The sequence below is a fragment of the [Clostridium] scindens genome, from assembly GCF_019597925.1.
GTDB lineage: Bacteria > Bacillota > Clostridia > Lachnospirales > Lachnospiraceae > Clostridium_AP.
Genome location: NZ_CP080442.1, coordinates 1923035 through 1938042 on the forward strand (window position 1 = coordinate 1923035; position 15008 = coordinate 1938042).

Genomic DNA, 15008 nt, shown 5'->3' on the forward strand with positions numbered 1-15008 from the left:
AAGGCCAGGGCATGCAAACTATGATAAACAGATATGAAGTATATGAGACGAACCAGATGATCGAGCAGGAGAACCTTGATGTAAGGACGATTACCCTTGGCATCAGCCTGCTGGACTGTATTGATGCGGATCTTGAGAAACTCAATGAAAATATTTACCATAAGATTACGACGGTGGCAAAGAACTTGGTGTCAACCGGCGAAGAGATTGAAAGAGAGTTCGGAATTCCGATTGTAAATAAACGAATTTCCATTACCCCTATCGCGCTGATCGGAGGGGCGGCCTGCAAGAAGCAGGAAGACTATGTAAAGGTGGCGAAGACTCTGGATGCCGCGGCCAAGGAAGTAGGCGTCAACTTTATCGGGGGATATTCCGCGCTGGTGTCAAAGTCTATGACCAAAAGCGATGAGATGCTGATCCGTTCCATTCCGGAAGCGCTGGCGTGCACGGAGCGGGTGTGCAGTTCCATCAATGTGGGCTCTACCAGGACGGGCATCAACATGGACGCGGTACGCTTAAGCGGAGAGATTGTGAAAGCCACCGCCGAAGCGACGAAGGAGATGGATTCCCTGGGATGTGCCAAATTGGTGGTCTTCTGCAATGCGCCGGATGACAATCCGTTCATGGCAGGAGCGTTCCTTGGAGTTACGGAAGGAGACGCTGTCATCAACGTAGGAGTCAGCGGTCCGGGAGTCGTTAAGCACGCCATAGAGCAGGTGCGCGGCAAGGGATTTGAAAAATTATGCGAGACGATAAAGAAGACGGCGTTCAAGGTTACAAGGGTCGGACAGCTGGTGGCAGGCGAAGCGTCCAAACGGCTGGGGATTCCTTTTGGAATTGTGGATCTGTCTCTGGCGCCTACGCCGGCTGTTGGGGACAGCGTGGCCGAGATATTGGAAGAGATCGGGCTGGAGCGCGTAGGGGCGCCTGGGACTACCGCGGCTCTTGCCATGCTCAATGACCAGGTAAAGAAGGGCGGCGTCATGGCGTCTTCCTATGTGGGAGGCTTAAGCGGCGCATTCATCCCGGTCAGCGAAGACAAGGGAATGATCGACGCGGTGAAGATGGGAGCCCTTACCATGGAAAAACTGGAGGCGATGACCTGCGTCTGTTCCGTAGGACTTGACATGATCGCCATACCTGGAAAGACAAAAGCAACTACAATATCCGGAATTATCGCCGATGAGATGGCAATCGGCATGGTGAATCAGAAGACGACGGCAGTCCGCCTGATTCCGGTTATTGGCAAAGACGTAGGAGAGACGGCTGAATTCGGCGGCCTGCTGGGCTATGCCCCAATCATGCCGGTGAATGAGTATGATTGCAGCGCCTTTGTAAACAGGCAGGGAAGAATCCCTGCGCCGATTCACAGTTTTAAGAATTAGAGAGGATGTTTGGATGGGAACAATAGCAGTTGTCACGGACAGCAATAGCGGTATTACCCAGAATGAAGCGAAGGAGCTGGGGATCCAGGTGATTCCGATGCCGTTCTATATCAATGGGGAACTCTATTATGAGGATATCACTTTGAGCCAGGAAGAGTTCTATGAGAGGCTGGCGGAAGATGCGGATATATCTACTTCGCAGCCTGCGCCTGCAGATGTCATGGAATTATGGGAGGAATTACTGGAAAGTTATGATGAAGTGATCCATATCCCGATGTCCAGCGGCCTGAGCAGTTCCTGCGAGACAGCAATGGCTCTTGCCCAGGAGTTTGACGGAAAGGTCCATGTAATTGATAACCAGAGGATATCGGTCACCCAGAGACAGTCTGTTCTGGACGCGATTGAAATGGCTTCAAGGGGTCTGAGTGCAGCGCAGATCGAGGAGACTCTGATGCGCGAACGGCTGGAAGCCAGCATCTATATTACCGTGGATACGCTGAAATATCTGAAGAAAGGCGGCAGAATAACGCCTGCCGCGGCAGCGCTTGGAACGGTGCTTAATATTAAGCCGGTGCTCCAGATCCAGGGAGAGAAACTGGACTCTTTTGCCAAAGTGCGAGGATGGAAAGCGGCAAAAAAGACGATGCTGGATGCAATGGAAAAGGATATCAACGGACGTTTTGCCGGGAAAAAGGTACATCTGGAAGCAGCCTATACCTGCTCGGATGAAGAGGCGCTGGCATGGAAGTCTGAGATTGAGAAGAGATTCCCGGGCTATGAGATACAGCTGGACAGGCTGTCCTTGAGCGTAGCCTGCCACATCGGCAGTGGGGCAATGGCAGTAGCCTGCAGCCGGGTAATTGAATAGAGAAGCATAAAAAAGGCAGGCGCCAAAAAAAGAGTAATCTTTTTCTGGCGCCTGCCTTTCTGTCCAGGAAACACGTCTAGATTCTCACGATCTGATGCTGATATTCATTGATGAAAGGCAGCTTGAACTTGTTCGTAATGATGCTTTCATAGAGATTGGAGGCAAAGATGTCCTTGCTTAGCATATTTAGCCCTGCCGGGGTTAAGTCTTCCGTCTGGGTCAATTTGGTGATGATCGGCACGGAGGAACTGTTCTTCAGGCAGGAGAGGATCTGGCCGGCATCCTTGCGGAATCCCAGAATGCGTGCATACTGACAGTAGCCTTCCTCCTGATAGGAGAGCATGTCTTCATTGGTGATATCAAGCAGGATATGAAACAGGCTGCGGCTGATGCGGGTGTAGGTCATATCCCGGGTCTTGAGAAGATCGCAGAACTGGTCAAACGTGATGAAATCATTGGCATGGTTCATGATCCGGTTAGCCAGATCCTCGGTCACATCCTTGTACTTGACCAGAGTATCGCTGGTCTCGGTCAGCAGCTTGTACTTTAGAAGAAGTGAAAAGTCATTGGAGTAGATTGGATATCGGGTACGGTGCATCTCTTCCAGAAGACGGATACAGGACGGAGGCACCTGGCCTTCCAGCCGGGTCAGCACCTCGGACATGGCGGGCTCGTCAAACATGCCTTCCTCCTCCAGATGGATGGAACTGCTGGCATAGGCCAGCAACTTGCGGATGGCGGACGCGGAACTGTAGCTGCCGGTCAGTTCCTCATCGTGGTAGCCGGATACCATGCGTTTGATGGTATAAGTCTTGATGCTGCTTTTTTTCTTGTAGAGCGCCTTAATGTACTCAATGCCCAGAATGTTATTGGGCTGTTCCAGAATCACATCCAGGGAATCATCCTTTAAATAAGCCTTTAAGGCCATCTGTCTTGCCCGTGGAAAGGAGATGCCCTTTCTTAACGCCTCCTGAAGGGAGAACTTATATTCCTCCGGCTCGTCGGCAGTCACGCGGGCAATCCTTTCCAGAACTTTGTAGTCTCCGCATTCGCTGCCAAAACAGATGGAGTCTATGCATCCCAGCTGCTCAAACAGGGAGATGGCGCCCGCGGCAAAATATTCGGCGCTTCCGGAAGCGTAGCATACAGGAAGTTCCATGACGACGGGCACGCCGGCTTCGAGGGCTACCTCCGCTCTTAGATGCTTGGGCATAATGGCCGGAGCGCCCCGCTGCACGTAGTTGCCGCTCATAACAACGACTGCCGCATCCGCCCCGGATATCTCTTTTGCTTTTTGAATATGGTACAGGTGTCCATTGTGAAATGGGTTGTATTCCGTGATCAATCCTACTATTTTCATGAGAATCTCCTTGTATATCCTTTTGAAATTGATTATACTATAGAAAGATTGGGGATGCAATGAATGACAGGAGAGGAGGGGATGCATAGATGAGTGAGGATTGGAAGGCCGACCGTCAAAAGGTTGAAGATTCTGTCGAAGAATCAAAGATTATGCCGGATCTTGCAGAAACGGACTATCTGGAAGAACGGGAGGAACTGACGGAAGAACGGATACTGGAGATGCTGGAAGAGCGCCAGTATAAGGATTTAAAGGAAGAACTCGAAAATAATATGTATCCCATTGACCTGGCTGACATCCTGGAGAATTTTGACCAGAAGCATCTGGTTATGGTATTCAGGCTTCTGGCCAAGGAAGAGGCGGCAGAGACATTTACGTATATGAACAGCGATATGCGCGAGCTGCTGATCAATGCACTGACGGATTCCGAACTGGAAGAAGTCATGGAAGAGATGTACTTAGACGATACGGTAGACGTTCTGGAGGAGATGCCGGCCAATGTGGTGGACAGGCTTCTGATGGCCACGGATGAGGAGACAAGAGTCCAGATCAACCAGCTGCTCCAGTATCCGGAGGACAGCGCGGGAAGCGTGATGAACGTAGACTATATCGCGCTGAGAAAAGAGATGACGGTTGCAGAGTCCATCCTGAAGATCCGCCAGGTCGGTATCAACAAAGAGACCATCTATACCTGCTATGTCACGGAGAAGCGCAAGCTGATCGGCCAGGTAGACGTAAAGGAACTTCTTACTACCAGCGAATCCAAGACGGTGGAAGAGATCATGGACACGAATATGCTGTATGCGCATACGACGGATGATCAGGAAGACGTGGCAAGGACCATCACCAAGTACGGCCTGATCGCGCTTCCTATCGTGGACCATGAGATGTGCATGGTGGGAATCGTAACCGTTGACGATGCCATGGTTGTCCTGCAGGAAGAGACGACGGAAGATATCAGCATCATGGCCGGTGTCAATCCCAATGAGGAGACTTACTTTGGCACGACGGTATTGGAACATGTGAAGAGCCGTATTCCCTGGCTTCTGTTCTTGATGCTGTCTGCCACGGTGACGCAGATGATCATGAACAGTTATGAGGCGGCCCTTGCGGTCATGCCGCAGCTGGCGGGATTCATTCCTATGCTTACCGGTACTGGAGGCAATTGCGGCTCCCAGAGTTCCACGCTGGTCATCCGGGGGCTGGCGGTAGGCGAGATCGAGTTTAAGGATCTGTTCAAAGTCATCTGGAAGGAAGTTCGCATCGCGGTGTGCATCAGCCTGATCCTTTCGGTGGTTAACGGTCTTCGGATCCTGCTGATGGGACAAGGGGATGCAATGATGGCATTTACCATCGGGCTTACCATGGCATGCACGGTAGTGATCGCCAAGGTGGTAGGCTGTACCCTGCCTCTTCTGGCAAAGAAAGTGGGACTGGATCCTGCCATCATGGCTACGCCGCTGATTTCTACCCTGGTAGACATCAGTACCATCAGCGTATACTTTGCCATTGTCAGCACGGCATTTGCCCTGTAGGAGATTGTATGCAAAAATAGACAGAAGATTCTACAAAGAGACCTTGTTTGCATGGTCTCTTTGTATTATAATAGAAATACTGAGAAAATATGGAATGGAAAGGAGTCTATCAATCATGGGATTTATAGATGAAATCAAAGCAAAAGCAAAAACGAGCAAAAAGACAATCGTACTTCCAGAGACAGAAGACATCAGGACTTATGAAGCTGCTGAAGCAGTACTGAAAGAGGGAACCGCCAACCTGATTCTGATCGGAAGCGAAGAAGAGATCGCTAAGAACAAAGGTTCTTTCGATATTACCGGAGCAACGATTGTAGACCCTGCAACATATGAAAAAACGGATGCATACATCGCGAAACTGGTAGAACTCAGACAGAAGAAGGGAATGACAGAGGAGCAGGCAAGAGAACTGCTGCTTACCAACTACCTGTATTATGGAGTCATGATGGTTAAGATGAAGGATGCTGACGGAATGGTATCCGGAGCATGCCACTCGACAGCAGATACCTTAAGGCCATGCCTTCAGATCCTGAAGACGAAGCCGGGAACCAAGCTGGTATCTGCATTTTTCATCATGGTAGTGCCGGACTGCGATATGGGCGCAGACGGAACATTCGTCTTTGCAGACTGCGGACTGGAGCAGAACCCAGATCCAGAGAAACTGGCAGCCATCGCGCTTTCTTCCGCAGAGTCATTCAGGCTGCTGACAGAGAAAGATCCGGTAGTCGCTCTGCTTTCCCATTCTACAAAGGGAAGCGCAAAGCATGCGGATGTTGACAAAGTCGTAGAGGCTACACGTATCGCAAAGGAAAATGCGCCAGAAGGACTTCTTATAGACGGAGAATTCCAGCTGGATGCAGCCATCGTTCCATCCGTAGGAGCGTCCAAGGCTCCGGGAAGCCCGGTAGCAGGAAAGGCCAACGTACTCGTGTTCCCGGATCTGGATGCCGGAAATATCGGATACAAGCTGGTACAAAGACTTGCAAAGGCAGAAGCGTACGGACCTCTGACACAGGGAATCGCAGCGCCTGTCAATGACCTGTCACGCGGATGCAGCGCAAAGGATATCGAAGGCGTAGTTGCGATTACGGCTGTTCAGGCAATGGCAGAAGAGTAAATAGAACGGAAAATAATAAAAGAGAGGTATAGAACAAATGAATGTATTAGTTATTAACTGTGGAAGTTCATCTTTAAAGTTCCAGCTGATCAACTCCGATTCTGAAGAAGTTCTCGCAAAGGGACTCTGCGAGAGAATCGGAATCGACGGAAGTCTTACTTACCAGCCGCAGGGCGGGGAGAAGACAAAGACGGATAAGGCTATGCCGACCCACACAGAAGCAATCCAGTTCGTGATCGACGCTTTGACGGACGATAAGACAGGGGTTGTAAAAAGTCTTGACGAGATTGGGGCAGTCGGACACCGCGTGGTACACGGCGGAGAGAAGTTCGCAAGTTCTGTAGTAATCACGGACGAGGTTATGAAAGCGATCGAAGAGTGCAATGACCTGGCTCCGCTTCACAACCCAGCAAACCTGATTGGAATCAATGCTTGCCAGAAATTAATGCCAGGCACGCCGATGGTAGCGGTATTTGATACGGCCTTCCATCAGACAATGCCGGAGGAAGCGTATATGTACGGACTTCCTTACGAATACTATGAGAAATACAAGGTAAGACGCTACGGCTTCCATGGGACAAGCCACAGTTTCGTATCCAAGAGAGCGGCGGAACTTGCCGGAAAGCCGTATGACCAGTTAAAGACGATCGTATGCCACCTTGGAAACGGTGCCAGCATCTGTGCTGTAAAGAATGGCAAATCCGTAGATACATCCATGGGCCTTACGCCTTTGGAAGGCCTGGTAATGGGAACCCGTTCCGGAGATATTGACCCGGCCATCTTAGAGTTCATCGCTAAGAAAGAGAATCTTGATATTGCGGGTCTGATGAACATGCTCAACAAAAAGTCCGGAGTATATGGACTTTCCAATAACCTTTCCAGCGACTTCCGTGATCTGGATGCAGCTGCAAGCGAAGGCAACAAGCCGGCAGCCATCGCGCTGAAAGTATTTGCCTACCGCGTTGCAAAATATGTAGGAAGCTATGCGGCAGCCATGAACGGAGTAGACGTGATCGCGTTTACCGCCGGCGTTGGCGAGAATTCTGGCCCGGTTCGCGCGGATATCATGAGTTATCTTGGATACCTTGGAATCCAGCTGGATGAAGCAGCTAATGATTCACGCGGAGAAGAAGTCACCATCTCCACGCCAGATTCAAAAGTACAGGTAATGGTAATTCCTACAAATGAGGAATTGGCAATTGCACGGGAAACAGTTGCATTAGTTTAGAAGATTGGTGTTGACAAAATCATTCTACATGATATAATAGTCTAGGTGTGAATAGGAGTATTAGTTATGATATTAGACCTATCCAATGTTCTGTCCGAACAACATAGCACAATTGAAGAGTCCGTTCCTATGGAGATGACAAGTTTCCAGTCAGAAGCAGGAACGTTTCCCATCATTTGGAAGTCTCCTTTGGCCCTGTGTATCGAATATGCAGGCGATCAGGAACTTAAGATAGCAGGAAAGGGCGACGTCCGCGTGACGATTCCCTGTGACCGCTGCCTTGCAGATGTGGAAGTGGACATACCTCTTGATTTTAAGAGAAAGGTATGCCTGGACCCGGAGAATGTGGAGCGGATGGAAGAACTAGACGAAACCAATTATATTGACGGATATAACTTTGACGTAGACCAGTTAGTTTACAACGAGTTATTAGTAGGGTGGCCGACAAAAATTCTGTGTAGCGAAGACTGTAAAGGGATTTGCAATGTATGTGGTCAGAACCTGAATGAAGGTACCTGTAACTGCGAAGATACGGGCCTGGACCCTAGAATGTCAGTTATCCGCGATTTATTTAAGAATTTTAAGGAGGTGTAACCTATGTCAATTTGTCCAAAGAATAAATCTTCCAAAGCAAGAAGAGACAAAAGAAGAGCAAACTGGAAGATGAGTGCTCCAAACCTGGTAAAATGCAGCAAATGCGGCGAATTAATGATGCCTCACAGAGTCTGCAAGGCTTGTGGCTCATACAACAAAAAAGAAATCATTCCTCAGGACTAATGAGGAAGGCAAAATGCCCCGAACAGGCGCTGTCTGTTCGGGGCATTTTTTGGCATTTTTCGGCAGTGCTGCCTGTCAGTTCCTATTTTCTTTATAAAATCATTGATTTTTATAATAATGTCTAGTAGAATTAATCCTAGCAATGCTAGGAGGAATAGAAATGTCTGATATTACAAACATAGCACTGGATGCTATGGGCGGGGACAATGCCCCGGCAGAAATGATAAAAGGGGCTATAGACGCCATAGCAAAGGAACCTTTAATGAAGGTATTCCTGGTTGGACGGGAAGACGTTATTCAAAAAGAACTTGCAAATTATCAATATAATAAAGAACAGATCGAGGTGGTGAACGCTACCGAAGTGATTGAGACGGCAGAACCTCCGGTAAATGCCATCCGCAGGAAGAAAGATTCCTCCATCGTGGTAGGAATGAAGATGGTAAAGGAAGGCAGGGCTGATGCCTTTGTATCTGCCGGAAGTTCCGGCGCGATCCTGGTTGGCGGCCAGGTATTAGTAGGAAGGATCAAGGGCGTGGAGCGTCCGCCTCTCGCACCGCTGATCCCGACAGAGAAGGGCGTGACGCTGCTGATTGACTGCGGAGCCAATGTGGATGCGCGCCCGTCCCATCTGGTCCAGTTTGCCAAGATGGGATCCATCTATATGGAACACGTGCTAGGCATTCAGAACCCCAGGGTAGGGATTGTCAATATCGGAGCAGAAGAAGAAAAGGGAAATGCCTTGGTAAAGGAGACATTTCCGCTTTTGAAAGAAGAAAAAGGAATTCATTTCATCGGAAGCGTGGAGGCAAGAGAGATTCCTCACGGGCAGGCGGATGTGGTAGTCTGCGAGGCTTTTGCAGGAAATATCATACTGAAGTTATATGAAGGCGTAGGCGCAGTGCTGATCCAGAAGGTCAAAGAAGGGATGATGACAACCCTTCGCAGCAAGATAGGCGCCCTGCTGATCAAGCCGGCGCTTAAGGCAACGCTAAAGACTTTCGATGCCAGCGAGTATGGCGGAGCACCGCTTCTTGGACTGAACGGTCTTGTAGTGAAGACGCATGGAAGCGCAATGGCAAAAGAGGTAAGCAATACGCTGGCCCAGTGCGTAACCTTCAAAAGACAGAAGATTAACGAAAAGATTAAGGAATGTATTCAATCGGATGGGACATCCGTTGAATAAATACGACACTATGTATGAGAAAAGGAGAATTGGTATGGAATTTGAAAAATTGCAGGAAATCATCGCGGACGTGCTGAACGTCGAGACGGATGATATTACGATGGAGACTACATTTGTAGATGATCTGGGAGCGGACTCCCTGGATATCTTCCAGATTATTATGGGAATAGAAGAGACATTTGATATTGAGATCGACAACGAGGATGCTGAGAAGATCATGACGGTAGGCGACGCTGTCGAACAGATTAAAAACGCAACAAATAACTAGGCATTTAGAGGATGAAAAAGCCCGGTAGGGCTTTTTCATTTTATGGGGAAGATTATGAATCAGGAATTGAAAGAATTAGAGAAGAAGATCGGATATACATTCAAGGATTTGCAGCTGTTGAAAAGGGCCATGCTTCACAGTTCCTATGCAAATGAGAAGCACCTCCCCAAATACGAGTGCAACGAAAGGCTGGAGTTTTTGGGAGATGCGGTACTGGAACTGGTTTCCAGCGAATTCTTGTTCTATGAGCATGAGAAGATGCCGGAAGGAGAACTGACCAAGACGAGGGCAAGCATGGTCTGCGAGCCGGCGCTGGCTTTCTGCGCCAGAGAACTGTCATTAGGAGAGTACTTGCTGCTTGGAAAGGGAGAAGAGGCTACCGGCGGAAGGAAGAGGGAGTCTATCACATCGGATGCGATGGAGGCGCTGATTGGAGCCATATATATTGATGGTGGTTTTGCTAGTGCAAAAGAGTTTATACATCGGTTTATTCTGCAGGACCTGGAGGATAAGAAACTCTTTTTTGATAGCAAGACTATCCTGCAGGAGATCGTCCAGGCAAACTTTAAAGAGGCGATTTCCTATCGGCTGGTGAGGGAAGAAGGTCCGGATCACGATAAATCTTTCCATGTAATGGTCTGCATCGGGGAAGAGGAGTATGGTCTTGGAAAGGGCCGTACCAAGAAGGCCGCGGAGCAGGAGGCCGCCTACCAAAGCATCCTGAAACTGCATGAGAAGAACATAAAGTAGGTGAAGAATGTATCTAAAAAGTATAGAGGTGCAAGGATTCAAGTCTTTTGCGCATAAGATAAAATTTGATTTTCATAATGGTATTACCGGGATTGTAGGCCCTAACGGAAGCGGGAAGAGCAATGTCGCCGATGCTGTGAGATGGGTGCTGGGAGAACAGCGCATCAAGCAGCTTCGGGGCGGAAGCATGCAGGACGTCATCTTTTCAGGGACTGAAAACCGCAAGCCGCTCAGTTATGCGTCGGTTGCGATCACCCTGGATAATAGCGACCATCAGCTTCCCATCGATTTTGAGGAAGTCACGGTGGCGCGCAAGCTGTACCGGTCAGGGGAGAGCGAATATCTGATCAATGGAAGCGCCTGCCGTCTCAAAGATGTAAATGAACTGTTCTATGATACTGGAATCGGTAAGGAAGGATATTCCATCATCGGCCAGGGACAGATCGATAAGATCTTAAGCGGCAAACCCGAAGAACGACGGGAACTCTTTGATGAAGCCGCAGGCATCGTCAAATTCAAGCGGCGCAAGAACATGTCGGTAAAGAAGCTGGAGGAGGAACGCCAGAATCTTCTGCGTGTCAACGACATACTGGCGGAACTGGAAAAGCAGGTTGGACCGCTGGAGCGCCAGGCAGAGACAGCCAGGGAATACCTGAAGAAGAAAGAACAATTAAAGACTTACGATATTAACATGTTCCTGCTGGAGACGGACCGCATACAGGACCAGATCAGCCAGATTGACGGGAAACTTACTGTTACCAGAAGCGAGCTGGAAGCAGCCAGCCAGCAGTATGAGGACATGAAGACAGAATATGAGGCGGTAGAGGAGCAGGTGGATAGCATTGACGCCTCTATAGAGAAGGCAAAAAGCCAGCTGAGCGAGACCACCATGCTCAAGCAGCAGCTGGAGAACCAGATCGAGCTGCTCAAAGAGCAGATCCACAGCGCCCGCATGAATGACGCCCACTACGACCAGCGTGCAAGGACCATTGACTCCGAGATTGACATCCGGGAGAAGCAGTTGAAAGAACTGGAGGCCGAGCAGGATGCGATCCATGCCCAGCTGGAAGAGAAGACGAAGTTAAAAGAGCAGGCCAAGGCCGAACTGATCGAGGTACAGACCAGGATCGCCACCATTACGGCCTCCGTTGAAAAGAATAAGGGCGATATTATCGAACTGCTGAATAGCCGCGCCTCAACCAAGGCGAAGATCCAGCGGTATGACACGATGCTGGAACAGATCCAGGTGAGAAAAGCAAGGACGACCCAGCAGATGATAGAAGCCAGGAGCGAGATTCAGGAGCAGGAAGAGCGCCTGGAAGGATTTCAAAAGGAGTTAAAGGAAGTATCTGCTGAGATCATCGTCCTGTCTGAGGAGAATAGCAAGCATGAAGCGAAGATCCAGGAACTGCAAGCCTTGCTTGCCAGGCAGACAGAACAGTTCCGCATTGGGCAGACCGCGTACCACAGGGAACAGTCAAGGCTGGAATCCCTGAAGAATATTACGGAGCGTTATGACGGATATGGCAACAGCATCCGGCGGGTAATGGATAACAAAGACAAGGAGCCTGGGCTATTAGGCGTCGTAGCAGATATTATCAAAGTAGACAAGGACTATGAGATCGCCGTGGAGACGGCGCTTGGAGGAAATATCCAGAACATCGTCACTTCGGATGAGGAGACGGCAAAAAGGATGATCCAGTACTTAAAGAAGAACAAGTATGGACGCGCCACCTTCCTGCCTCTTACCAGCATCCGCGCAAACGGCGGTATCAGCAGACCGGAGGCGTTAAAAGAGCCAGGCGTTATTGGAACAGCCAATACGCTTGTCAAAGTGGATGCCAGATATCAGACCCTGTCAGACTATCTGCTTGGAAGGACGCTGGTGGTAGATCACATCGACCATGGAACGTCCATTGCCAAGAAGTACAAGCAGTCTCTGAGGATCGTGACCCTGGAAGGCGAGCTGATCAATCCGGGAGGCTCCATGACCGGAGGCGCATTCAAGAACTCCAGCAACCTGCTTAGCAGGCGGCGGGAGATTGAAGAATTTGAAAAGACGGTGAAGCAGCTGAAGCGGGAAATGGATGAGATGGAAGCCTCCTCGGAAAGCCTGAGGAAGGAACGAGCCGGATATTATGAGAAGATCGATGAGATCAGCGGCAAGTTGCAGAGAGACTATGTCATTCAGAATACGGCTAAGATGAATGCTGACCAGGCTATGGCAAAGATCAAGAATGCCAAAGAGATGTCCGAGACAGCGCAGAAGGAAGCAGATGAGCTGGATGCGCAGATTACGGATATCATAGATAACCAGGAATCCATCAATGTAGAACTGGATACATCCGAGACGCTGGAACAGGAACTGACCCGGCAGATTGAAGCAGAGCAGGAAGTCCTGGATGCAGTACACGAGGAGGAGGCCGGTAAGCTTAAGAGCAATGAGGCGATTCATCTGGAATTTGCAAGCCTGGAGCAGAAGTTCACGTTTGTGATGGAGAATACCTCGCGTATCAGGGATGAGATTGAAAAGTTCCAGTCAGAACTTGCAGGACTGGAAGAAAGCAAAGGCGGGACATCCAAAGAGATTGAGGATAAAGAAAGCCAGATTGCGGATCTGCGGCAGACGATTGAGGATTCTAAGGATCTGTTTGCCGAGATTCAGATGGAGATTGAAAAGTTTAAGCAGGAACGGGAGGACTTGAATCAAAAGCACAAAGTATTCCTGCAGAAACGGGAAGACCTGTCAAAGCATATGTCAGACCTTGACAAGGAAATTTTCCGTCTGGACAGCCAGAAGGAAGGCTACGAGGCCGCCTCGGAGAAGCAGATCAATTACATGTGGGAAGAATATGAGATCACATTTAACCGCGCAAGAGAACTGCGGGATACAAACCTTACAGACTTATCAAAGATGAAGAAGCGCATCCAGGAACTTAAAAGCGAGATCAGAGGACTTGGAAACGTCAACGTCAATGCGATTGAAGAATATAAAAACGTATCGGACCGCTATGAATTCCTGAAAGGCCAGCATGATGACCTGGTGGAGGCAGAGGCTACCCTGGAGCAGATTATCGAAGAACTGGATATAGCAATGCGCAAACAGTTCCAGGAGCAATTCCAGCTGATCGCGAAAGAATTTGATACCGTATTCAAGGAGCTGTTTGGAGGCGGAAAAGGAACGCTGGAACTGATGGAAGACGAGGATATACTGGAAGCGGGCATACGGATCATTGCCCAGCCTCCGGGAAAGAAGCTGCAGAACATGATGCAGCTCTCCGGCGGCGAGAAGGCCCTGACAGCCATTGCCCTGCTTTTTGCGATCCAGAACCTGAAGCCGTCCCCGTTCTGTCTTCTGGACGAGATCGAGGCGGCGCTGGATGACAACAATGTAGGAAGGTTTGCCCAGTATCTGCATAAATTGACGAAAAATACACAGTTTATTGTCATCACCCACAGGAGGGGAACCATGACGGCGGCCGACAGGCTATATGGAATCACCATGCAGGAGAAAGGCGTATCTACGCTGGTATCGGTAAGCCTGCTGGAAGACGAATTAGATCAATAGGAGGACTATATGGCAGAAGAACAGAAAGAAAGCATGGGTTTTTTCAAGCGCCTGGTGTCTGGCCTCGGAAAGACCAGGGATAATATCGTATCAGGCATCGACAGCATTTTCAGCGGCTTTTCCCATATTGACGATGATTTTTATGAGGAACTGGAAGAAGTGCTGATTATGGGAGATCTGGGAGTTACGGCTACCTATGATATCCTGGAAGACTTGAAGGCTAAGGTAAAAGAACAGCATATTAAAGAGCCATCCCAGTGCAGGCAGCTTTTGATCGACAGCATCAAGGAGCAGATGGATGTAGGAGAGACAGCCTACGAATTTGAAGATCAGACATCCGTAGTGATGGTCATCGGCGTCAATGGCGTGGGCAAGACCACCACCATTGGCAAACTGGCAGGAAAATTGCGGGCGCAGAATAAGAAGGTAGTCCTGGCGGCGGCAGACACCTTCCGCGCCGCTGCGGGAGAACAGTTAAAGGAGTGGGCCAGCCGGGCCCAGGCAGACTTGATCGGAGGACAGGAAGGGTCAGATCCGGCATCCGTAGTCTACGACGCGGTGGCGGCCGCTAAGGCAAGGCATGCGGACGTGCTGCTTTGTGATACGGCGGGACGGCTCCACAATAAGAAGAACCTGATGGAAGAGTTGAAGAAGATGAACCGTATCATTGACCGGGAATATCCGGAGGCCTTCCGGGAGACCCTGGTGGTGCTGGATGCTACCACAGGACAGAATGCCCTGCAGCAGGCCAGGGAATTCAATGAAGTTGCAGATATTACGGGAATCATACTGACGAAGATGGACGGAACGGCCAAAGGAGGAATTGCGGTTGCCATACAGGCGGAACTGGGAATTCCGGTAAAATATATCGGCGTAGGCGAGACCATCGAAGATTTACAGAAATTTGATGCAGACACTTTTGTCAATGCACTTTTTCAGACAAGCATAGAGTAATGTAAACCAACCAAA

At 49.5% G+C, this 15008-nt stretch carries 13 protein-coding genes; 12 read left to right on the top strand and 1 reads right to left on the bottom strand.

From position 1 onward, the window contains the following. Window positions 1–20: 20 nt before the first annotated feature. Window positions 21–1385 (top strand): PFL family protein, encoded by a 1365-nt coding sequence (locus K0036_RS09270; protein ID WP_025643534.1) that lies wholly within the window; start codon window positions 21–23, stop codon window positions 1383–1385. A 13-nt stretch (window positions 1386–1398) separates the two neighbouring features. Further along, the gene (locus tag K0036_RS09275) at window positions 1399–2253 is read left to right on the top strand and encodes a DegV family protein (RefSeq protein ID WP_025643533.1); all 855 of its coding nucleotides are present in this window, start codon (window positions 1399–1401) and stop codon (window positions 2251–2253) included. Between the two features lie 76 nt (window positions 2254–2329). Here the strand turns inward: K0036_RS09275 and K0036_RS09280 are convergent, their stop codons facing one another. After that, window positions 2330–3613: a nucleotidyltransferase gene (locus K0036_RS09280; protein ID WP_025643532.1), complete on the bottom strand. Its 1284-nt coding sequence runs from the start codon at window positions 3611–3613 to the stop codon at window positions 2330–2332. Window positions 3614–3810: 197 nt separating this feature from the next. Here K0036_RS09280 and mgtE point away from each other — a divergent pair, with 197 nt between their 5' ends. The 10 genes from mgtE (at window position 3811) to ftsY (ending at window position 14993) form a co-directional block, all read left to right on the top strand. Continuing rightward, a complete protein-coding gene (gene mgtE, locus K0036_RS09285; protein ID WP_025643531.1) occupies window positions 3811–5148 on the top strand; it encodes a magnesium transporter in 1338 nt (445 codons plus the stop codon). Between the two features lie 115 nt (window positions 5149–5263). Next, a complete protein-coding gene (pta, locus tag K0036_RS09290; protein ID WP_025643530.1) occupies window positions 5264–6265 on the top strand; it encodes a phosphate acetyltransferase in 1002 nt (333 codons plus the stop codon). 37 nt (window positions 6266–6302) lie between these two features. Beyond that, the gene (locus K0036_RS09295) at window positions 6303–7493 is read left to right on the top strand and encodes an acetate kinase (RefSeq protein ID WP_025643529.1); all 1191 of its coding nucleotides are present in this window, start codon (window positions 6303–6305) and stop codon (window positions 7491–7493) included. A 66-nt stretch (window positions 7494–7559) separates the two neighbouring features. Next, window positions 7560–8087 (top strand): YceD family protein, encoded by a 528-nt coding sequence (locus K0036_RS09300; protein ID WP_220431236.1) that lies wholly within the window; start codon window positions 7560–7562, stop codon window positions 8085–8087. Between the two features lie 3 nt (window positions 8088–8090). Beyond that, window positions 8091–8270: a 50S ribosomal protein L32 gene (rpmF, locus tag K0036_RS09305; protein ID WP_004606185.1), complete on the top strand. Its 180-nt coding sequence runs from the start codon at window positions 8091–8093 to the stop codon at window positions 8268–8270. 160 nt (window positions 8271–8430) lie between these two features. Beyond that, window positions 8431–9453, top strand: coding sequence for a phosphate acyltransferase PlsX (gene plsX / locus K0036_RS09310; protein WP_025643527.1), 1023 nt, complete (start codon window positions 8431–8433; stop codon window positions 9451–9453). A 34-nt stretch (window positions 9454–9487) separates the two neighbouring features. Then, on the top strand, window positions 9488–9721 hold the full coding sequence (gene acpP, locus K0036_RS09315; protein WP_009248561.1) for an acyl carrier protein: 234 nt from the start codon (window positions 9488–9490) through the stop codon (window positions 9719–9721). Window positions 9722–9775: 54 nt separating this feature from the next. Then, entirely contained in the window at window positions 9776–10471 is a 696-nt protein-coding gene (gene rnc, locus K0036_RS09320; protein WP_220431237.1) for a ribonuclease III, read from the top strand. Between the two features lie 7 nt (window positions 10472–10478). After that, window positions 10479–14039: a chromosome segregation protein SMC gene (smc, locus tag K0036_RS09325; RefSeq protein WP_220431238.1), complete on the top strand. Its 3561-nt coding sequence runs from the start codon at window positions 10479–10481 to the stop codon at window positions 14037–14039. A 9-nt stretch (window positions 14040–14048) separates the two neighbouring features. Next, window positions 14049–14993, top strand: coding sequence for a signal recognition particle-docking protein FtsY (ftsY, locus tag K0036_RS09330; RefSeq protein ID WP_173693327.1), 945 nt, complete (start codon window positions 14049–14051; stop codon window positions 14991–14993). Window positions 14994–15008: the final 15 nt, after the last annotated feature.